Source organism: Halostagnicola sp. A56 (genome assembly GCF_000691505.1).
Taxonomy (GTDB): domain Archaea; phylum Halobacteriota; class Halobacteria; order Halobacteriales; family Natrialbaceae; genus Halostagnicola.
In genome coordinates this window covers 207,799-227,795 of sequence record NZ_JMIP02000025.1, presented here as the reverse complement: position 1 = coordinate 227,795, position 19,997 = coordinate 207,799, and the positions used below count along the sequence as shown (strand labels likewise).

Here is a 19,997-nt window from a genome sequence, read left to right as displayed (position 1 = left end):
GATGTTTGAGGAACTCTCAAATCAAAACAAATTGACCGACGAAGGGGTTGAGTACCTCGCCGAGACGTTTCTGACGGGGCGCGAGGAGGACCACCACAGTCGGCTGGTCGATCTGGAGGAGATTGAAGAAAACGACTGGAATCTGAACGTGCCGCGCTATGTTAACACGACCAAACCAGAGGAACCCATCGACGTGAGCGCGAAGCTGCGAGAGTTGGATCGGCTGGCTCAGGAGCGTCAGAAAACTGATGCAGAACTGCAGGAGTACATGGAGGTGTTGGAATACAGATGAGTGGAGCCCTCGATCAAGAGCCGAAAGACGATTATCAAACGGTATCTTGGGGGCCGAGGGAGGAGGATATTCCATTGGATTGGGAGATGAAGTGCATAAGCGATATCTCTGAGAATGTTATTTATCCACAACGAGATAAACCCAAGAATCTCGAGGGCGAGATACCATGGATACGAATTGAGGATCTTGATGGAAAATATATTTCTGAATCCGGTTCAGGAAAAGGTGTGACACAAGATACAGTTCAAGATATGAATTTGAGTCTCTTCCCCCCTGGAACATTAATGTGTTCCTGTAGTGGGAATATGGGCATCTGTGCGATTACTGAGCGTGAGTTGGTATCTAACCAAACATTTGCAGGAATCGTTCCCTCTAAGGATATCGATACTGAATATCTATATTACACCTTAGAGAATCTCAGGGATGATTTACAACGGTTGTCCTCGGGAACCACCATCCCATATTTATCAAGCAATAAACTGAAAAAATTTTCAATTCCATATCCTCCCCTTCCCGAACAGCGCCGCATCGCCGACATCCTCTCAACGGTCGAAGATCAGATTCTGCAGACAAGTGAAATGATCGAGAAGACGAAGGAGTTAAAGTGTGGGCTCATTCAAGATATATTTGACTTAGAGACCGATGGTGAGTCTTCGAATCATACATCTGAAATCTCTCTTGAAGGAGTCCAAGAACAGTCTCTAAGCGACTATGTTTCGATAGTTTCAGGTGTTCACGTGAAATCTGACAAGGTCTCAGATGATGCTACTAAGACACCATATCTCACTGGTCCCGATGATTTTGACGAATTTGGTTTTTCTGTGACCAAATTCACAGATGAGCCGTCCAAGTTCTGTGAACCAGGAGATACTTTAGTGACAGTGAAGGGATCTGGGTGTGGGAAGACCACATTCGCTAATAAACGCGCCTCAATCAGCCGACAACTAAAGGCACTAAGACCAGGAGAAGGGTTTATATACCACTGATTATAATATGCTATTGCTATGTTGACATGCACGTGCTGCGAATTCGGGCGAATAAGAATCGAATCAGGCGAAACAACAGGACCGGACAGCTTCAGAGAGAAATATAAATGTCACAACTGCAACTCGAAAGGGACACTGAAAGTTGATGGAACTAATGAAAAACTGATGGGCTGTCTCGGTTCCACCTTCGAATAACCAACTATTTTTCGCCCGTAAGTGTTACCAGATACAAAATTAGACCTACAGACGTATCTACTCCATCCATATTTGGAAGTTCACCTATCGGTGAAGGGTATTCAACAGAATTCTCGATAAAACCTCTCAGAAACGAATTGTAACGTTATTCGGACTGGAACCACTCTTCATTCCCTTCGACTTCAGCGTCTTCCTCAATTATAACCGCATCAGTTGTAAACGTTGTAGTTCCAAATGCGTTGTCGTAATCATAATCAACATTCAACAATGGTTTTATGAATTTAGGAATATTCTTCCGACGTTCGTCAGTCAGTTCCCTCTTGTCTATCCACCCCATCTCTATCGCTATTTCTCTTATAGTCAGCCAGCCACGATTATCCTTGTTACCTTCTTCATCAGAATATATTCTATATTCGTTCTCCGTTGTTTGTTCGTAAAACTGCTCAAATAATGCGTCGAAGAATTTTGCCTTTTCAATCTCTGAATCGATATCAAATTTATCTAAATTATCATTCCATAAGAACGCATCAATATTTGCCTCGTACTCTGGTGCAAATTCAACTCCGTCGCCTATGTCATCAATATATGCATCTAAGGTCACATCTGATTTAACACTATATATGTTTTCGATTTTCGTTTTGATTTCCGACTTCGCAAAGTCATCATCATGATTCTGTATGGCGGTTACTAATGCAGTTACCCGTTCCTCTCGTTGTTTTTGGGATAAGCCATCTCCATCTGCCGTGTGTTTTCGAGACCGCAAGTCATCGAACGTAAGGTCTCCAGCCTCCCACCACTCATCAGAATCGTCTTGGATGGATTCCTCCGAAGTTGTTTCAACAAAATCTCCAATACCAACTTCGTCTTCAATTGAGTAGTCTTCTGGTAAATTATACAGTCGCTGGGATTCATACCCAGTACAAATAGTTCGAGAAACGTCCTTTGACGGTTCTTCTCCGTGAAGGATATAATTCAGAATCTCTTGTTTGACATCTATTCTGTTAACCACAGAAGTATATGGACTCGTATAGTTTCCAATGACGGTTTTAAATTACTTTAACCTACATATCTTGTTGGGCCTAGACAAGCGTTATCATTGGACTATCCTTTCAGTCGACGGCACCTCCGTTTCTTTGGCAACTGGGTGGTGATTCCCAAAGATACATATGACGAACTTCGGAATCAGTACGTAGCTAATGTGGTTTGGAATCACACATGAACATCACAGAAAATAACCTCTTTGGCACGACAGAGACATACTCTGTCGATTTCGATCGTATCTGTCACCAATCTAACTTAGTTGCTGCGTTGGATACCACCAATCTCGCAGTACTATTCGAGACTCGTGAGGAACGCGTAGGCGCGACAATGCCGTTCGTCAAATCTGGACTCAAGCAAAATCAACGGTGTTTGTATTTAGCTGCCGAACGCTCGAGTGAAGAGCTACGGTCGACACTAACCCGGTTCGATGTCGACCACGAGTCAGTCCCGGACGAGCAACTCGTCGTTACACAGCTTACTGAGAGACAGGAAACTGATGTAGCACTTGACTTCGACGACGTACTCGATTTTATCTTCGAGATGGTCGACGAAAGTCTGGACCTCGGATTCGATGGGCTCTTGATTACCGCCGAGATGAGTTGGATCCACTCGTCAGACATCACAATTGGTGATCTCTTGAAAGCGACATCTCGCTTCAACCAAACCGCGACGGATCTCCCCTGTGTGGCACTCGGACAGTACGATATGACGGAATTTGACGCGTCTGATTTGATCGATATCCTTCATGCGTATTCAGATATCGTCTACCGAGGGAAACTCTGTCCGAATTCATACTACACTCGACCGGAGATCTTTCTCGAGAGGGAGAAACCAGACATCAAATTCGAACGGATGTTGCAGACGCTCTCGGACTTGTCTTCAGCATACGATGATATCCAGAGACGTCAGCAGCGACTCGACGTACTGAGCCGTATCATGCGCCACAATATCCGCAACGACTTGAACCTCATTCTTGGGCAAAGCACCGCTCTGAGTGAGACACTCGAGACCGAGGAACTGGCAGATTGTGCCGAACAGATTCAAACGACCGCACGGGAACTCCTGACCATCGCGGATAACGCGAATCAGCTCAATACATCGCTTGATCACGAGTCTACAACCATCCTTCCAATCCCACTATCGCGAACCGTCAACCGTGTCGTTGACGATATACGACGTGCGAATCCAGAAATTTCGATTTCAACACACATTGCTGATAATCTGTGGGTTAGTGCAAACGACGATTTTGAGTTTGCCGTTCAAACGCTGGTACAGACCGTGATCGAATATAGTACCTCAGTGACCCTCTCGGCAGAGAAACCGCAATCGAACTCCGCTCCCTCGATAACGCTTGAACTCACGGTTGCGGGTGAGCAGTTCCCACAATCAGAATTTGCAGCTGTTTCCGATGGAAAAGAAACGCCACTCAACCACGGTAACGGAATCGGATTGTGGATCGTTCACTGGATTGTCGATCAGTCGGGCGGCGATCTCTCGATCACGTCAAACGATGAAGAGACAATCTTTTCGATTTCGTTGCCAACTGTCCTCGAGTCCGGTCCAACTGGTTTTTAGGGCCCAATCGGATCAATCCCCACTTCCTGTCATACACTCAAAGAGAATTGAAAAATCGTTACTGAGTGTGTTGTGTTTGCGATTGGCTGTCATTCAAGCAGTATTTGAGAACATATATATGCAAATACCGGTTGTTTCTACTAACAAGCAGGTCGCCCGCTCGCTTGCGACCATCTTACAGGAAGCCGACGTGAGCTTCGGCATCCTCTTCGAGGACGAAAAGTACGACGGCAACGACATCCGCCGAGTCGGCGAGGAGTTCCTCTACATCGAACTCGCCGGCCACCACGTCGAGAGTTTTGAAGAGTGCGAGTTCGAGAAACTCGTCTGTACGGATCCCCACTCCTACAACACGTTCAAAAACGAGTATCCGGAAGTCGACTTCGAGGAGTTCGCCGACGACCCCATCATGCCCTTCGAGTACGATGAGAAGTGGAACAAAGACGGCGAGGTCGACGTGCTCCACTGGACCCAGGCCGTCGAGAAGTTGGTCAACGACGGCAAACTCGAGCTGTCGGGCACCGAACTCGAGTACACCGTTACGTACCACGATCCGTGCCACCTCGGGCGGTACAACGACGAGTACGAGGCCCCGCGCGAACTCATCCGCGCGACGGGCTGTGACCTCGAGGAGATGCCGCGCAACCGCTCGAACTCGTTCTGTTGTGGCGGCGGCGGGGGCGGCCTCTGGATGGACTTCGACGAAGAGACCAAACCCAGCGAAGAACGCCTCCGCGAAGCCCTCGAGGACACCGATGCTGGCCCGAATATCGAGAAGTTCGTCGTCGCCTGCCCGATGTGCATGACGATGTACGAGGACGGCCGCAAAACCGGCGATTTCGAAGACGACATCGAAGTCGTCGACGTCGCCGAACTCATCGTCGAAGCCATCGGAAAAGAAGAACAGATGAACGCCGAAATCACGGCAAGCTAATCCAAACCCGAAAACAATTAGAATTATCTTCCCATAATACGTTGCAGTAGTTAGTAGAAACTCGTGGCGGATCTTCATCGAAGAGCGTCAAGATCACCCCGAGAAAGTGAAGAAAAATGGTCAGTAGAATGGCTAGTAGTGGGATCGTTATGATAGGGGATGAAGAGCGAACGCATCCTGATGCCTTCACGATATTCGAAATCGATCTGGGAGAAAGCGGAAACTCTCAGAAAAATAGCAGTAAGAGTTCGAAGAATCAGTCCACCAATCTCCTGAAGAAACTGGGCTCGACGCGCTGGCATGGACGCCGGCGCTCGTCCAGCAGCATCTCGAGGAGACATACGATGTCGAGTACTCAATCCCAAGCTGCCGGCGGTTGCTCAAAGAAGTGGGATTGAGCTTCCAAAAGCCACGCCGTACAGCCGCCAAATCAGATGCTGAGGACCAAGAAACGTTCCGCGAGGAACTCAAAAAAAGCGGCGGGAAATGGACGCCACAGTAGTCTGTATAGATCAAACCAAGAAATCCGTGCAAGTTGAGCCGCGTGCCGCGTGATTCCCGAATGCACTTGAGAAATCTGATGTGATCAAGATCAAACCGCACTCAAACGATGCTCGCAAGCGGATATACGAACGAAAGTGACATCATCTTAGTAACCCAATATAATGTTTATAACATTGTTGAAATCTCCCTCTTATCTTATGTTCAAGATTTATGTCAGTCACATCACTTTGGAGTAGTATATGGCTATGGGGAATGTCCTTGCAACTAACTTTCTCTTTATCATCTTCTTAGTTGTTCCAGGGTTAGCTGGTATTAAGGGATTTGTTTTAGCAAAGAGGGAAACTGATAACTATAGTAGAATCGAGACAATTGTTTTCAGCCTCCTCATCTCGATCCTATCAGTACTCATCTTGTATGCCGGGCACTCGTTTATGTTGTCAGAATTTGCTGACTTTGAGGAGATATCTCAATTTGGACTGCCTAATATTATATTCCTATTCCTTCTCCATGCGATTATATGCCCACTACTTGGAGGGGGATTGGGTATCACAAGAAATGTGGCAGTGAAACGCGATCTTTTTAGCCGAATACTAAAATCGATTCCTTATATTGACGTTGACAGTCCTAGAGAAGAGGTCTGGGATTTTGTATTCGAAGAAATACATTCTAACACAAAAGTATCTGTTGTAACTAAAGAAGGGCATGTGATTTCAGGGAATGTTGTGCACAGGGGGGACAAGGTACAGGAACGAGATCTACTCTTATCGAGCCCAACCCTACGATTATTAAATGAGAATGGTGAGTACACTGAGGAGAGCTTAAAAGATAAAACATACTCTTATGTCCATAATCAAGATATCTCCCACATTTTCTTCCAAGAAGATCTCAACCGCGGTGATGAAGATGTTGCTGAAGCAATGGATATAGACTCCCCAGAACAGATTGAGAAATTATCAGAAGTACTTGAGGAACATAAAGGTAAAATTGAAACTGATCAGAATGTAATTCGTCACGGGAATAATTAAAAGTCCGGCAATATATAGTTCTATTAAACTATATCCAGCTTGCTATTCTTAGCCATCTCTGGATATTCAGCATAGATATCACTCAATAATTCCAGTATTGGCTTATCGTTATCCTTCTCTTTCAGTTCATCTATATCATCAAATTTTCTTTCAAAGTCTGTGTCACTAAATCTATCAAGGATCTGCTCTCCTTCGTCTGTTATGGAATAGACTTTTTTCGGGTTCCCACTAGGCGTTTCCTTTATCTCACATCTGATGTAATCATCTTCACCAAGACTATCTACATCATTGTAGAGTTCTTTTGAAAAGGGGCCATAATCATGGGGCTCAAATTCATATTCATCTTCATCCAGGATATTTTTCTGAGTCTTGAATACTAATTTTTGGAGCCTGGTTATACCCTCGACTGCTTCGTCATTGGCTCGAATTACCGCCAATGGGAGTAGCCGAGAGTCAATCATCAATCTATAGGTTGTGGTTCAGGCCACACACATCTTTCGATAGTTGATTATATTGTGGCCTATCATTTCCGTATTGATACTCAGTTGATGATGGTTAAATACATTTTGGGCATTATTAGCTGAAGTATCCTGCATGATTGTGTGGGTAGATATTGGACTACTGGCCAGTTTGACCGGTTATTTCGGATCCAGTATTCAAACAGCTTGAATTCAACCGAAGAATCTTCAGACAACTATTTGCTTATTATTGACTGAACACCTATCAGGGTCTCCCACTCCAGTACTGACCGAAACGCAGGCGGGCTTATCTTCCGTGTTCGGGATGGGTACGGGAGGAACCCCGCCGCTATGGCCGCCTTAACGCCAACCAACGGAATCGAACCGCTGCACCAATTATGGTGACACCAGTCTCGGTGGTCTCCGTGTCTACGTGTAGTCCAGTTCACGCCTGGACCCGTCTCCGGGTCCGTACATGATCCAAATGCGTATGAATGGTGGCTCGATCAGTTAGTGCTCGCGGGCTCAACACCTCGTTGCCTTGGTGCGTACACCCCGAGTCTATCGAACTCGTCTTCTACGAGTGATCTCAGATGGTATCTCTTTTTCAAGTGGGTTTCGAGCTTAGATGCGTTCAGCTCTTACCCCGTGGCGCGTGGCTGCCCAGCACGTGCTCTCTCGAACAACTGGTACACCAGTGGCACCCATTCGTAGTTCCTCTCGTACTATACGAACGTTCTCGTCAGATACCGTTACACCCCCAATAGATAGCAGCCGACCTGTCTCACGACGGTCTAAACCCAGCTCACGACCTCCTTTAATAGGCGAACAACCTCACCCTTGCCCGCTTCTGCACGGGCAGGATGGAGGGAACCGACATCGAGGTAGCAAGCCACCCGGTCGATATGTGCTCTTGCGGGTGACGACTCTGTTATCCCTAAGGTAGCTTTTCTGTCAGCAATTGCCCGCATTAAGCAGGCTAATTGGTTCGCTAGACCACGCTTTCGCGTCAGCGTCGATTGTTGTGCTCGACACTGTCAGGCTTCCTTATGCTCTTGCACTCTTACTCGGGTCTCCGACCCGAGTGAGGAAACCTTGGGGCGCGCTCGATATCTTTTCAAGCGCGTACCGCCCCAGTCAAACTGCCCGGCTACCGGTGTCCTCCGCCAGGAGTGAGAGTCGCAGTCACCATCGGGTAGTATTTCAATGCTGCCTCGGTGGCCCGCTAGCGCGGGTACCTGTGTAATGGCTCCTACCTATGCTGCACAATGGCGACCACGTCTCAGCGACAGCCTGCAGTAAAGCTCTATAGGGTCTTCGCTTCCCCTTGGGGGTCTCCAGACTCCGCACTGGAATGTACAGTTCACCGGGCCCAACGTTGGGACAGTGGCGCTCTCGTTGATCCATTCATGCAAGCCGCTACTAAAGCGGCAAGGTACTACGCTACCTTAAGAGGGTCATAGTTACCCCCGCCGTTAACGGGTCCTTCGTCTCATTGTACTGAGTGTTCAGATACCCGCACTGGGCAGGATTCAGTGACCGTACGAGTCCTTGCGGATTTGCGGTCACCTATGTTGTTACTAGACAGTCGGAGCGCCCGAGTCACTGCGACCTGCCTCTCTCCGAGGCAGGCATCCCTTATTGCGAACGTACGGGACTAACTTGCCGAATTCCCTAACGTCGGTTGATCCCGACAGACCTTGGCTTTCGCCGCCACGAGTACCTGTGTCGGATCTCGGTACGGACAGTGTGATCGTCTTTTCACGGGCTCCAGATTGACCCAGCTTGCGGCATCCCACCATTCGTCCGCTTCCTGCCATTACGGCTTCCACGAACTTCGATGGTTACACCGGGCGAATGCCCGGCCTGGGCGGCTCCAAAGCGTCGACTTCTAATTCACACTGGCATAGGAATATTAACCTATTTCCCTTTTGTCTCATTCGAACTGCGGTGAGACTTAGGACCGGCTAACCCTCAGCTGATCAGCATTGCTGAGGAACCCTTACTCGTTCGGCCGTCGGGGTTCTCACCCGACTAACGCTGCTACTATGACCAGAATTTTCGTTACTGCACGGTCCACACGAGATCTCTCCCGCGCTTCCACCCGAACAGTATGCCAACCTACGGAATCACATCGTCAGATGTGTCGCTCGGTCTCGGTGGTGGACTTGAGCCCCGATCATTTTCAGCGCGCCGAACCTCGGCCGGTAAGCTGTTACGCTTTTCTTAGAGGGTAGCTGCTTCTAAGCTCACCTCCCGGCTGTCTAGGGCTCGGCACCACTTTCGATCGCACTTAGTCCACACTTGGGGACCTTAACCCAGCTCTGGGTTGTCTCCCTTACGGTACACAGGCTTACCCCGCGCACCGGTCTCCTCACGTCAACTGTACTCTTCACTCGCACTTTGGATAAGGAATTCAAACTGATCATTAAGTTCCCTCATGAAGTCGTCATCGACCGGTGATTGCAGTTTCTCAAGATACTCTACGCCGATGCTTTCTAATGATTGGATACACTTCACGACAAGTTCATGGTCATTATTATCGATTGCCATAAGACCAGTATTCGTAATCAACAGAGTCTCATTTGAGAGTTCTTCGAGAAATTCATCATTCTTTACGGGAGCAATGCTTTGCGAACGATAGATATTATCCTCTGTTATCTTCGATTTAATCCGCTCCTCAGATCTACTGATTGTATTTGAGATGTTGAGATAGTAGGCGGTTATCAACGCCAACGCAACCAGATAGAGAAAAGAGGACAAAGCGAAGATGAAGCTGAGTGGTTGATAGACACCACCGACCTGGAAATACAGGCTAGATAAATTGAACACGGCAATCCCAAGAAGAGAGACAAATATCCCACGTAAATATCCGTCTCGGAAGATTTCTTTTGCCAAATTGGGGGTATATGATCTGACGGTATTTTGAATAAGGAATATTGAGATTGTGAATACGAAACCAATCAGATTCACCATCAAAATCAGTGAGTCAGAGAAAAATGGCTGCTCAGGTGTCCCTGTTAACAGACTGGTGATCTGTGTGTTTTCTAAATAAATGTGGTTGAATACAAAGAGCGTGGGTAAAAGGGTTGCAATCCAAAAGAGGGTCTTACCCCAGGAGTACCAAGTCAAGCCGTTCCAAAGTGAGGAACCAGAATCACGGAGTCCAGCAGCAATGGATCTTATCCGTCTTACATACAAGGATAGCCGTTGAAACCGGTTAAGTTTGGGAACGCTGAGAGCTACACAGGATATTGAGAGAAAGAATATAAACTGAGGCTCGTGGATCATCATATTCATCGTATTTCATTTCATTCGTATAAGCATGATCAAACCAGGGTGAAAGTAGCGGTATCAGAGTAGCTTAATATCGTGATCCAACTCTCGTAGCTTCGATCGATAGCACGCCCGCTCACCTCCAACTAGCCATTTAAACTCACCCTGTCTTATTGGATATTTATCTAACGGTGCTTAAATCTCTAACAGCGATTCGAAGGCCTCGGCACTCGAGTCAGTAATTATCACCGACTTACAAAACTATTTATGAGGGAGTGATTCGAATCAGACTCAAACCGATAGATGGCGAAAGGATACCCATCGAGATGCGCCCTATGTAGCGGAATACGCTCAGGCTGAAGACGACTATCTCCGCTACGAATAAGCAGACTGCGATTTACTGGACGGGACTGAAATCGTCGTTCATCCGTAGAATAATTATACTACGGTGAATTTGTCGAGTTAGCAGGAGTGAACATATGTCGCTTAGGCCCATTCAACAACTGGAGGACGATTATTTCGATGATTTTGGAGTTGTCGCTCGGGACAATCCGGATGATATCATCGAATTTCTCGAAGATATTTACGAGCACATAGAACAGGGTGAACCCGCAAGCTTCGATATTACTGTTTGAAGCATTGAAACTCGAATTCTAAACCTCATTTGATAAAATCTCATGCTATGAGCATTAGTGGATAAGATAATATACACCAATTATTGGATGTAATTCAAAAGGTTTCAACTGTTAGAAGCGGATAGAAGTAAGTCAGTATACCTGTATATGAACAGAATATGAGAGTAGAGCTATTCGAGAATATATTGGCAATTTTACTGACTCTAGCTTTTGTCCTCTCAATAACAAACTATGAGTTGTTCAAAAAGTACGCAAATATCTTTCTCTACCCTATATTGTTTATCGCTCATTTTGTCACTAAGGAGATTTATGTAGCAATCTCAGGGACTCCGAAGGTAGTGATTGTATTGTCAAAAGTCGTCTTAGCGGCTATTCTTTCCCTTGTTTTTCTGTTAGCCTTTGCTTTTTCGTTTTTTGTCCCATTTATCGGTGAGAAAGCTAGTAGCTGGCGAGCGTCACTGAAACGCGGATTGGTAGCGTCCTATATCATTGTTCAGGTGCGCAAAATGCGGGGTATTCTGGTTAGCATTGTAGCTGAAGAAGATGATCGGGATCGAGACTTTGAAGATATAGAAAGATACCGTCTAGAACTCACTCAAGTAAAACAAGATGGAAAAAATAGACTTGAGATGGGAGAAACGCTGTTATCATTGCTTCTTGGAGCTGTACTCCTATTGTCTAACCTAGTGGGATTTGAGTTGCTGCAAACCTCAATTTCTGGGATTCAAGTGGACTTCCTAGTTCAGGGATGGTTATTCCTTATTTCAATATCAATCATGTATAGGTCTTCTTTATTGGAATTGTTGTCCTATAGATCGAATGAGGATTTTGACTCTCTGAACGAGATAGATGCCGCGTTAGGGTATCAAAAGGCTATATCCCTTGTTGGATTTATTCAAGGGCTTATGTTTTTGGTTGTGTTTATAGCCTCTATCACAAAATTGAAACATAGATTCATAGAGAAGGTATTACGAATGAAGTATAATAATGGTCCCTGGGTATCTTACGCTTGGAACAAAATTAATAATAATTTATAATTGTAGGATTGTTCTGTTAGTTACTATATTTACCTGCCATAGAAGGCCCAAACCTATCATTCAACAATGTTTAGTTCCTTCGATTGAATTCAACTCCACCTCCCTACCTTCCACCCGATCCCCCTAAACGGGGGTGAGGGTGGAATCCCACCTCAACCAATATCTGATTGTCTTCTCACGGATTATTGGTTAGAATTCTATTAATTGCTTAATCGCATCCTTGAGCATTAGATCCACGCGAAGAGAAATCCCCGCAGTGTATACAATCTAATTATTGCAATTGATTCTCGGCATCAATTTCCCCATCAAGGTATAGCATACCCCACTTCGTAATCTCATACATATCGTGGTGAATTGGTGAAATAAGTCCAGCAGATGCAAGAATATCACACCTCTCGCGAATACGACCAGATTGCAACAGTCAATCAGACGCCAAAACATCCCACAAGTGTGACGATAGCGTGAGTCCACACGCCATTCGGCGTGGCTCCATTACACACTTTCTGAGACGAGATATGCCTGAAAAGATGGTCTCAGATAGAGCAGATGTGTCTGAAGACGTTCTCGAAAAGCACTACGATAAACGTTCAGCAGAAGAAAAAATGGAGCAGCGAAGAGATTACCTCAATAACATCTAACGTATATCCATATCTCTACTCTTCTGACTCTTCAGAATCGGGCTCAGGAAATTCACGTGAAAGGTCTATATCACTCACATCAATTGACTGTGCGTAAATTTCCTCACGGAAGACTGGCCCCATATACGTTTCTTTGAAAGAGCCTTCCCTCCGAAGGTTTCGTAGACGGGTCCGAAACCCACGCTTCCATTCGTTCCAAATTAAATCCACACGCTCCTGAAACTCGATGTGCTTTGGCCCAAAAAGCCCAATATCAGGCCCTGTAGCCCAAAAATACGATGGGCTAGGGAAAGGAAGTATTTCTTCAAGAGAATCACCATATACTCTGAAACTGGAATTAGCGAGATGGTCCTTGAATTCCTGTTGTTCAATAACATCTGTATATCGAAGATTGACGGTTACGAACGCACCAGAAAGGCCCGAAATATAAGAAATTAAATATGTGTCTGGTAAATCTTCATCAGTTACGTCATACACAATCGGTTTGAGACGGACAATAGCGTCGTCATCTGTTGCTAAGGCCATTCCCGGCTGTAAAGTAGTCTGGAAGTCTGCTAGATACCCAGTTGTTTCTTTATTAGCTGTGACCTCCACTTCCAGACTAATGTTTTTTGCACTACCTTCACCACGATTTGCTATAGTCAAGAATAACTCATTATCTTCTATCTCGAACTTCGTATCCAAACTGGGGGCATAGCTAGCCTGTGTTGCCTTGGTCTGTTCCCTTGTTTCTCGGTATAAGCGAGCGTAATAGAGAACGAGAATCAATGAAGCAAATGCTCCAAGCCCGGGCGCAGCTTCAGTAAGCCACCACTCCCAATTGTAGCCGAAAATCATCAATTAGTATTTCTTATTCCTTCTACAGTAATATCCTGCGAATTATGATTCCAAGAAGTTTACAGCAATCAGTAGCAAGACTACATCTTGGATTCAACAAAGTCTGCTCGAGTTCGGTTGCTGCCAACGTCTTTAGGCGTGGTTCCACCACGCACTCTCCGTAGTGACATAGCCGAGACCGTCAGCAATGACGGGGTGAACAATATCTAATTCTGTAGTCTCTAATTAGCTATCAATGATTGTGTTTTCACACCTTTCATGGTACAAAAAGATGCTCAAGACATAGATATTGGAGACACAATCAAATTTAGAGACAATGAGTGGGATGTTATACAAGTGCTAGAGATGACAGTGAAAGGTGGTGAAGAGCCACGTACAACAATCTCAATACTCTTGGAGAACACTTCTGACCCTGATGATAACACATCAATCAACAAACTTCCTGACGACGAAGTAGAAGTGGTGAATTAAGATATATTTCAACCGTGTTTAAATAATATCCATGTTGTGTCGTGCCTGATGTTCGTAAAACTCCTGCCGTGACGCCCGTGTATTTCCACAATACACTCTCGTCCCACACTTCTTGCATTCGTATTCGTTCCCTCTACGGTGAATATAGTGTGTTTCAAGAATCGATTCAACCTTTTCCTCAAGTTCGTTCCCATAATCCATATTATGGGATTGTAGCTACAAGAACAATGGTTTAATGCACAGAACTATAGTTGAAATATATTCGCCTGTATATTATTCTCCACCAAGTTACCAACACTATGTGCGAGATACGAGATTGGAACGAGGTCGAACAAGACTGCTTAGACGACTACTGCAATGGAAAGATGGAACCAAAAGCAGGAGAAGACAGCTTAATACACTTAGTCTGTCAAAGCTGTGGGCTGCTTGTTAGACTCCATTACGAACCAATATGGACAGAGCATCACTCCTAAAAAGAACATAGAAATGATGTTGAAACACTAATAACATAGAAAGTGCCAATACAAGACCAAGATTATTATTTTTTCTCGATTGTTTTTCTCCGAACGGCTCTAAAGGACTATTGCTTAGAATGTGAAAACACTGCGTTAGGACTCCTACCGCCACTATAGAATTGGGCTGTGTTGGAAACGGCTCTATCCGACTCCGAAAAAACTACAACAACACTACAACACTTATTACTCGCTATTGAGCCCTATTCCTCAGATATGTTTTACCGTGGAATACATAGTCACTATACGCACATTTTGAGAGTGATCTAAGACATAGCAGTGAGTAGAACTGCGTTTCGAAGTTGCTTTGTCATTCGAAAGAAGTGCCTTGGCTATGCAGGGTGAGTCGAAAAAGCGAACGAAGTTACGGAGTACCGAAGTTACAGAGGGGGTAGAGCGCGCCCCACACCGCGCAATGTTTCGTGCAATGGGGTATGATGATAAAGATCTATCTTCTCCATTAGTTGGTATCGCCAACCCAGCTGCAGACATCACCCCTTGTAATGTTCATCTGGACGATGTCGCTCAGACTGCCTACGATGGCATCGACGAATCTGGCGGTATGCCTATTGAATTCGGTACGATCACAGTCAGTGATGCAATCTCTATGGGAACTGAGGGGATGAAGGCTTCACTCATCTCCCGCGAAGTCATTGCTGACTCTGTCGAACTGGTCTCATTTGCTGAGCGTATGGACGCGCTCGTCACCGTCGCAGGATGTGACAAAAATCTCCCCGGCATGATGATGGCTGCAATCCGTACTGACCTTCCGAGTGTTTTCCTTTATGGAGGGTCCATCATGCCTGGAGAGCATGAAGGCCGCGAGATTACAGTGCAGAGTCTCTTCGAAGGGGTCGGCACCGTGGCTTCTGGCGAGATGACTGAGGAAGAACTGGATGAGATGGAGCGTAACGCCTGCCCGGGGGCGGGTGCATGCGGTGGGATGTTCACTGCGAATACTATGTCGTCAATTAGTGAGGTCATTGGTCTTGCTCCACTCGGTGCCGCTTCGCCGCCTGCAGAGAGCGATGAACGCTATGAAGTCGCCCATGAGACCGGCAAGATCGTTCTTGATGCTGTTGAGAGTGACCGCCGTCCAAGTGATATTCTCACAAAGGAATCATTCGAGAACGCTATTACACTACAGGCTGCAATGGGTGGATCGACGAATGGTGTTCTACATGTCCTTGCAATGGCTGCTGAGGCAGATATCGATCTCTCCATTGAGGAGTTTGACGAGATCAGTAGTCAGACCCCAAAGATAGCAAATCTCCAGCCGGGTGGCTCGCATGTTATGAAAGATCTCCACGAAATTGGTGGGGTTCCTGTTGTTATCCGACGACTTCTTGCGGGTGGATATCTCCACGGCGACGCTATGACCATCACCGGAAACACTATCGCAGAGGAATTGGAGACTCTGAATCTGCCATCTGATGAAGAAATCGACGTAGACTTTCTTGCTACAGTTGATGACCCGTTCCATAAGGAGGGGGCAATCAAAATACTCACAGGAAATCTATCACCCCACGGCGGCGTTCTCAAGGTTACTGGCAACGAAGGTTTCAATCTAACTGGCCCTGCACGTGTCTTTGATGGAGAAGAGGAGGCGATGGCGTACGTTCAGGAGGGTGAGATTGAATCCGGTGAGATATTAGTTATTCGTAATGAAGGACCACAAGGTGGTCCTGGGATGCGTGAGATGCTCGGAGTGACCGCTGCTGTCGTTGGGCAGGGTTACGAGGACGATGTTGCGCTCCTTACTGATGGCCGCTTCTCCGGTGCAACCCGTGGCCCGATGATTGGCCATATCGCTCCAGAAGCTGCTACCGGCGGTCCCATAGCAGCTCTTGAGGATGGAGACACGGTCACCGTTGATGTCCGTGAGCGCGAACTGTCTGTAGATCTCTCTGAGGAAGCACTCAATGCACGTCTTGAAGACTGGGAACCACCTGAACCCGAGTACGAAGGTGGCTTCCTTCGAAAGTATGCCGACATGTTCGGCTCTGCTGCCAATGGTGCTGTAACAAATCCTGCTGCCAAGCGAAATAAGTAGGTAGAGGATATGATGGAACAAAACTAAGCTCAGTATAACAGAATACGCCATACATTGATTGGTATGTGCCTGCCACAGAGGGTATCAAACTAATCATCTTCTACGGATTGCAACAGAACTGGAGAGTCCACAGCTTGGCTGTTATACACCCGATTCGTTAAGCACATCCCGGTGGGCCCGTACCGTAGCTGCTGAGACGTTTGCAGCCTCCGCGATGGCCGACTGTGTGAGATACCAACCGTCTTCACAGGCCGCTATAGGAGGTCTGGGTTGTCGAGGGCTAGTTCTGCTATCGCTGTGTGGATATCTGTCTGACTTGCATCTAAAAATTCGTCGTCAGTGATTTCCAACTGCTTGATTCTTCGACGGAAATCGTCTCTGTCGTGAAGATAGATTGTTGTTTGTTCACTCATAGTACATCACCCGTGTGTGCGTCGTACTCGAGTACCCAGCACTCGTCATTTGTGCATCGAACTAGCGGATAACCTCTCTCTGTGCTCGGGGTCTCCCCGCAATCTGGACAGGGCATCATCGCTCGCTCACCTCTGTGATACCAAGTTCTTCTTTACTCGGCGGATTCTGGAGAAATTCAAACATTGACTTCGGAATAGCTCTGTAGGTTTGCTTTCTGAGTTTCACACCAACTAATTCAATGTTATCTCCGACTTCGTATGGAGTTGTGTTTGTGTCTATACCACATTCATAAACGATATCGTAACTGTTTGACGGCATATGGAAGGGTGACAGCGTTCTGAGGGCATCGAATCTCGCTGGGTCTTCATCAGTTTCCACTACCAGTATTGGTTGTTGGAAACCTCTGATGCTTCCTACAGAGTAGTCGTTTAACTCATCGACATCGATAGTCTGGACAATCTTTCCAGATATGTGTTTGATATCACCACTCATCGTTGTTCACCTCTTCTTTGAGGATATCTTGGAGGTCGTCACGATGCGATATCACCGTCTCCAGTTGCTGTTCGTTGTCTGATTGCCTTTTCTGTGCTATTATTTCATCTAGTACTTCGATGTGTGTTTTTAAATATTCTTTTCTACTCATCTCACAACACATATAATATGTGTATTTGGAAGAACTAATATATTATGTCACTTTGAGAGTTTGCAAAATAGTGGTTTTTGGAGTGGAAATAGAGGGGTTATAGGTTCAAAAAGAGGTCTGAGTTGTGGCTTCTGTTAGGAGAATCCCTATGTGAATTCCTCGGGATTACTATTGAGGATATTTATTATGTGCTCACCATGAACCACTATGCATCTCTGGGACTCGTATTCAGACCTCACAACATCTGATGTATACGACCTGTTGATGGATAGTGAAGATAATCTTGAAGAAGTACTCGACTTGGCAGAAGATTACTTTGAAATTGCAGTCGGAATCAGGAAAGTCACTAAGCAAGAGAGAAATGATTCGGGCTCCATGCTCCTAACCCTCGTTTTTGGTGACGAAGACACACAATCATATAATAGAATAAAAATAGCGAAATACCCACCAAAGCTCTCTGATGATTCCCTCATTGAAATGTTCTCTACATTTGAGTATGTTGTTTTCAAAATACTCGGTGAAGAAACTAATATTGTTGATGGGCCGTATCTACCAATGCTCCGTTCAGAGATACAGTTTTCAAAAAGAGGGTTTGAGAATGATAACCTCGAACTCACTCTTCTTCGCCAATCCGCTTTTTTTTATATACGTGTTCTATTAATTCCGCTTTCTTTTCATTCGACAGCAGTTACAATGACAACCGCGTTAGGAGTGAAATCATATTCTACAGTAGTATTGAATACACGCTTGTATTTAGGGGTGAAAGCAATGGTAATCTAATTTGTGCGCAGTGGTCACACACGTATCGGCAAGTAGAGTTAAATACAACATGTCAAGATCGGCGAGTAGATTTAAGCAATGATAGTCAAAAGCGAGTGATACGTTCCGGCAGTTCCCAGCAGAGATGTTGATGCATTTCGAGGGGGTGGTGCTGGAGCAAACACAGAAAACTATGTTCGAACAAGTTACGGACGAAGAAGAGCGCGGTCAGGTGGGTATCGGTACGCTCATCGTGTTCATCGCGATGGTGCTCGTCGCAGCGATTGCGGCGGGTGTCCTGATGAACACCGCCGGTCTTCTGCAGTCTCAGGCGGAGGCAACGGGCCAAGAAAGTACAGATCAGGTCTCGAACGTCGTGACCATCGACTCAGCAACTGGTGAGGTCTCTGACGATCAGGTTGTTGGTGTTGAAATGATGGTTTCGCTCGGCCCTGGTGCCGATGCGGTTGACCTTGATGCTGCCACATTCGAGTACGTGGGCTCAACCACGGCTCGAGGAACTGTGGATGAGTTCGAGGGACTCGAGATCCAGACTCTCGATGGCACTGCAACTGATGACACGATCATCGAGTCTGGCGAATCTCGTCAGATAGCAATCGGGCTTTCTGAGGCCGGTGTGCTGGATGTGGATTCCGCCAGTGGACTTAGCGCCATCGACGCAGGTGATGACGCGACGTTCACTATCAGTACTGCAGACAACTCCCAGACGACGAAGGTGCTGATGGCACCATCGACCCTTTCGACGTCATCTGACGTGCGGTTGTGATAATTCATGTTTGAGAAAATTACAGACGAAGACGAACGCGGGCAGGTGGGTATCGGGACGCTCATCGTGTTCATCGCGATGGTGCTTGTTGCAGCGATTGCAGCAGGCGTGCTGATGAATACGGCTGGATTGCTCCAGTCCCAGGCAGAAGCAACGGGCCAGGAAAGTACGGATCAGGTTTCGAACGTCGTCAGTATTGACTCGGCGACTGGTACCGTTCAGAGTGGTGGCGTCGCCCTCGGTTCGGCTAGCTACCAACTAAATGATGAGATGGATGCCGAAATCACAGCAGTTGATCTCAGTGGAGGTACTTCGGCAACAGGTGTAACCTTGGCGGAGGCAGCGGATCAACTTGAAACAGCATCACTCAGTTCGGGAACTGTCACGGTTACAGTTACTGAACTTGACGATGGTGATACAACTGTTTCCAGTGTCCTTGGAACGAGTACCTCCGCTGATATTGACCTTGATGCTCTCACATATGATTCGAGTGAGGACAACACTGTAGTTGCCGATCTATCCGAGTCTAGTGGTTCTCTTGCCATTGCGCAATCTGCGACGGCTACAAGCTCGATTAACTCGGTCGAGATGATGGTTTCGCTCGGCCCGGGTGCCGATGCGGTTGACCTCGGTGCTGCAACGTTCGAATACGTTGGTGGAAACACGATCCGTGGTGATGAGGACGGATTCAACGGTCTCACTATTGAAGATCTGGATGGAAACGCCGCTGGTGACACTATTATCGAGGCTGGAGAGAGTCTTCAGATTGGATTAGATCTGGATGATAGTGATACCACAAAAGCCAATACGATTTCGCGCGGCGACGACGCGACGTTCACGATCAATACTGCGGACAACTCCCAGACGACGAAGGTGCTGATGGCACCGTCGACGCTCTCGACGTCATCTGACGTGCGGTTGTGAT

The 19,997-nt window shown here is 46.4% G+C and carries 17 protein-coding genes, 1 rRNA gene, 2 pseudogenes and 2 other annotated features; of the genes and pseudogenes, 14 read left to right on the top strand and 6 right to left on the bottom strand.

The features are described 5' to 3' along the window. Position 1: 1 nt before the first annotated feature. A complete protein-coding gene (locus EL22_RS16660; protein WP_197075953.1) occupies positions 2–292 on the top strand; it encodes an N-6 DNA methylase in 291 nt (96 codons plus the stop codon). After that, positions 289–1,278 (top strand): restriction endonuclease subunit S, encoded by a 990-nt coding sequence (locus tag EL22_RS16655; protein WP_082146847.1) that lies wholly within the window; start codon positions 289–291, stop codon positions 1,276–1,278. The genes EL22_RS16660 and EL22_RS16655 overlap by 4 nt, the downstream gene beginning before the upstream one ends. Before the next feature lie 340 nt (positions 1,279–1,618). Here the strand turns inward: EL22_RS16655 and EL22_RS17585 are convergent, their stop codons facing one another. Beyond that, on the bottom strand, positions 1,619–2,482 hold the full coding sequence (locus EL22_RS17585) for a hypothetical protein (RefSeq protein WP_156184210.1): 864 nt from the start codon (positions 2,480–2,482) through the stop codon (positions 1,619–1,621). Positions 2,483–2,688: 206 nt separating this feature from the next. Between EL22_RS17585 and EL22_RS15205 the strand changes: the two genes are divergently transcribed. The 4 genes and pseudogenes from EL22_RS15205 to EL22_RS15195 all read left to right on the top strand — a co-directional run bounded on the left by EL22_RS15205 (position 2,689) and on the right by EL22_RS15195 (position 6,552). After that, positions 2,689–4,089 (top strand): MEDS domain-containing protein, encoded by a 1,401-nt coding sequence (locus tag EL22_RS15205; protein WP_050052262.1) that lies wholly within the window; start codon positions 2,689–2,691, stop codon positions 4,087–4,089. A 142-nt stretch (positions 4,090–4,231) separates the two neighbouring features. After that, positions 4,232–5,023: pseudogene (locus EL22_RS15200) on the top strand ((Fe-S)-binding protein); the annotation flags it as partial. A 199-nt stretch (positions 5,024–5,222) separates the two neighbouring features. Continuing rightward, positions 5,223–5,575, top strand: a pseudogene (locus EL22_RS16650) (winged helix-turn-helix domain-containing protein); the annotation flags it as partial. A 191-nt stretch (positions 5,576–5,766) separates the two neighbouring features. After that, the gene (locus EL22_RS15195; RefSeq protein WP_050052261.1) at positions 5,767–6,552 is read left to right on the top strand and encodes a DUF6338 family protein; all 786 of its coding nucleotides are present in this window, start codon (positions 5,767–5,769) and stop codon (positions 6,550–6,552) included. 23 nt (positions 6,553–6,575) lie between these two features. On the opposite strand, the gene EL22_RS15190 is transcribed toward EL22_RS15195, so the two are convergent. Further along, entirely contained in the window at positions 6,576–7,013 is a 438-nt protein-coding gene (locus tag EL22_RS15190) for a helix-turn-helix transcriptional regulator (protein ID WP_156184209.1), read from the bottom strand. A gap of 250 nt (positions 7,014–7,263) precedes the next feature. Beyond that, positions 7,264–7,373, bottom strand: a 5S ribosomal RNA gene (gene rrf / locus EL22_RS15185). Between the two features lie 141 nt (positions 7,374–7,514). Further along, positions 7,515–9,026: a sequence feature (23S ribosomal RNA rRNA prediction is too short), on the bottom strand. 46 nt (positions 9,027–9,072) lie between these two features. Further along, positions 9,073–9,470: a sequence feature (23S ribosomal RNA rRNA prediction is too short), on the bottom strand. A gap of 1,295 nt (positions 9,471–10,765) precedes the next feature. Between rrf and EL22_RS17580 the strand changes: the two genes are divergently transcribed. From EL22_RS17580 to EL22_RS19195, 3 genes are all read left to right on the top strand, one after another. Next, complete coding sequence (locus tag EL22_RS17580) at positions 10,766–10,921, top strand: hypothetical protein (protein ID WP_156184207.1); 156 nt, start codon at positions 10,766–10,768, stop codon at positions 10,919–10,921. A 185-nt stretch (positions 10,922–11,106) separates the two neighbouring features. Then, positions 11,107–11,958: a hypothetical protein gene (locus EL22_RS15175; RefSeq protein WP_156184206.1), complete on the top strand. Its 852-nt coding sequence runs from the start codon at positions 11,107–11,109 to the stop codon at positions 11,956–11,958. A 515-nt stretch (positions 11,959–12,473) separates the two neighbouring features. Continuing rightward, on the top strand, positions 12,474–12,596 hold the full coding sequence (locus EL22_RS19195; protein WP_343123197.1) for a hypothetical protein: 123 nt from the start codon (positions 12,474–12,476) through the stop codon (positions 12,594–12,596). 15 nt (positions 12,597–12,611) lie between these two features. Here EL22_RS19195 and EL22_RS15170 read toward each other — a convergent pair whose 3' ends face one another. Beyond that, positions 12,612–13,433: a hypothetical protein gene (locus EL22_RS15170; RefSeq protein ID WP_156184205.1), complete on the bottom strand. Its 822-nt coding sequence runs from the start codon at positions 13,431–13,433 to the stop codon at positions 12,612–12,614. 258 nt (positions 13,434–13,691) lie between these two features. Here EL22_RS15170 and EL22_RS17575 point away from each other — a divergent pair, with 258 nt between their 5' ends. Next, positions 13,692–13,904, top strand: coding sequence for a hypothetical protein (locus EL22_RS17575; protein ID WP_156184204.1), 213 nt, complete (start codon positions 13,692–13,694; stop codon positions 13,902–13,904). 846 nt (positions 13,905–14,750) lie between these two features. Next, positions 14,751–16,469: a dihydroxy-acid dehydratase gene (ilvD, locus tag EL22_RS15165; RefSeq protein ID WP_050052256.1), complete on the top strand. Its 1,719-nt coding sequence runs from the start codon at positions 14,751–14,753 to the stop codon at positions 16,467–16,469. A gap of 254 nt (positions 16,470–16,723) precedes the next feature. On the opposite strand, the gene EL22_RS18260 is transcribed toward ilvD, so the two are convergent. After that, complete coding sequence (locus tag EL22_RS18260; RefSeq protein ID WP_197075952.1) at positions 16,724–16,882, bottom strand: hypothetical protein; 159 nt, start codon at positions 16,880–16,882, stop codon at positions 16,724–16,726. Between the two features lie 115 nt (positions 16,883–16,997). Further along, on the bottom strand, positions 16,998–17,375 hold the full coding sequence (locus tag EL22_RS17570; RefSeq protein WP_156184203.1) for a hypothetical protein: 378 nt from the start codon (positions 17,373–17,375) through the stop codon (positions 16,998–17,000). Between the two features lie 358 nt (positions 17,376–17,733). Between EL22_RS17570 and EL22_RS15160 the strand changes: the two genes are divergently transcribed. The 3 genes from EL22_RS15160 (at position 17,734) to EL22_RS15150 (ending at position 19,996) form a co-directional block, all read left to right on the top strand. Further along, positions 17,734–18,306: a hypothetical protein gene (locus EL22_RS15160; RefSeq protein ID WP_156184202.1), complete on the top strand. Its 573-nt coding sequence runs from the start codon at positions 17,734–17,736 to the stop codon at positions 18,304–18,306. Positions 18,307–18,478: 172 nt separating this feature from the next. Then, positions 18,479–19,072: an archaellin/type IV pilin N-terminal domain-containing protein gene (locus EL22_RS15155; RefSeq protein ID WP_082146859.1), complete on the top strand. Its 594-nt coding sequence runs from the start codon at positions 18,479–18,481 to the stop codon at positions 19,070–19,072. Positions 19,073–19,078: 6 nt separating this feature from the next. Next, positions 19,079–19,996 (top strand): archaellin/type IV pilin N-terminal domain-containing protein, encoded by a 918-nt coding sequence (locus tag EL22_RS15150; protein ID WP_050052253.1) that lies wholly within the window; start codon positions 19,079–19,081, stop codon positions 19,994–19,996. Position 19,997 lies beyond the last annotated feature (1 nt).

Excerpts from the sequence above, each read along its gene's own strand:
- EL22_RS16660 (WP_197075953.1), top strand. The coding sequence starts at position 2 with ATGTTTGAGGAACTCTCAAATCAAAACAAATTGACCGACGAAGGGGTT.
- EL22_RS16655 (WP_082146847.1), top strand. The coding sequence starts at position 289 with ATGAGTGGAGCCCTCGATCAAGAGCCGAAAGACGATTATCAAACGGTA.
- EL22_RS15205 (WP_050052262.1), top strand. The coding sequence starts at position 2,689 with ATGAACATCACAGAAAATAACCTCTTTGGCACGACAGAGACATACTCT.
- EL22_RS15195 (WP_050052261.1), top strand. The coding sequence starts at position 5,767 with ATGGCTATGGGGAATGTCCTTGCAACTAACTTTCTCTTTATCATCTTC.
- EL22_RS15190 (WP_156184209.1), bottom strand. The coding sequence starts at position 7,013 with ATGATTGACTCTCGGCTACTCCCATTGGCGGTAATTCGAGCCAATGAC.
- EL22_RS17580 (WP_156184207.1), top strand. The coding sequence starts at position 10,766 with ATGTCGCTTAGGCCCATTCAACAACTGGAGGACGATTATTTCGATGAT.
- EL22_RS19195 (WP_343123197.1), top strand. The coding sequence starts at position 12,474 with ATGCCTGAAAAGATGGTCTCAGATAGAGCAGATGTGTCTGAAGACGTT.
- EL22_RS15170 (WP_156184205.1), bottom strand. The coding sequence starts at position 13,433 with ATGATTTTCGGCTACAATTGGGAGTGGTGGCTTACTGAAGCTGCGCCC.
- EL22_RS17575 (WP_156184204.1), top strand. The coding sequence starts at position 13,692 with ATGGTACAAAAAGATGCTCAAGACATAGATATTGGAGACACAATCAAA.
- ilvD (WP_050052256.1), top strand. The coding sequence starts at position 14,751 with ATGCAGGGTGAGTCGAAAAAGCGAACGAAGTTACGGAGTACCGAAGTT.
- EL22_RS18260 (WP_197075952.1), bottom strand. The coding sequence starts at position 16,882 with ATGAGTGAACAAACAACAATCTATCTTCACGACAGAGACGATTTCCGT.
- EL22_RS17570 (WP_156184203.1), bottom strand. The coding sequence starts at position 17,375 with ATGAGTGGTGATATCAAACACATATCTGGAAAGATTGTCCAGACTATC.
- EL22_RS15160 (WP_156184202.1), top strand. The coding sequence starts at position 17,734 with ATGCATCTCTGGGACTCGTATTCAGACCTCACAACATCTGATGTATAC.
- EL22_RS15155 (WP_082146859.1), top strand. The coding sequence starts at position 18,479 with ATGTTCGAACAAGTTACGGACGAAGAAGAGCGCGGTCAGGTGGGTATC.
- EL22_RS15150 (WP_050052253.1), top strand. The coding sequence starts at position 19,079 with ATGTTTGAGAAAATTACAGACGAAGACGAACGCGGGCAGGTGGGTATC.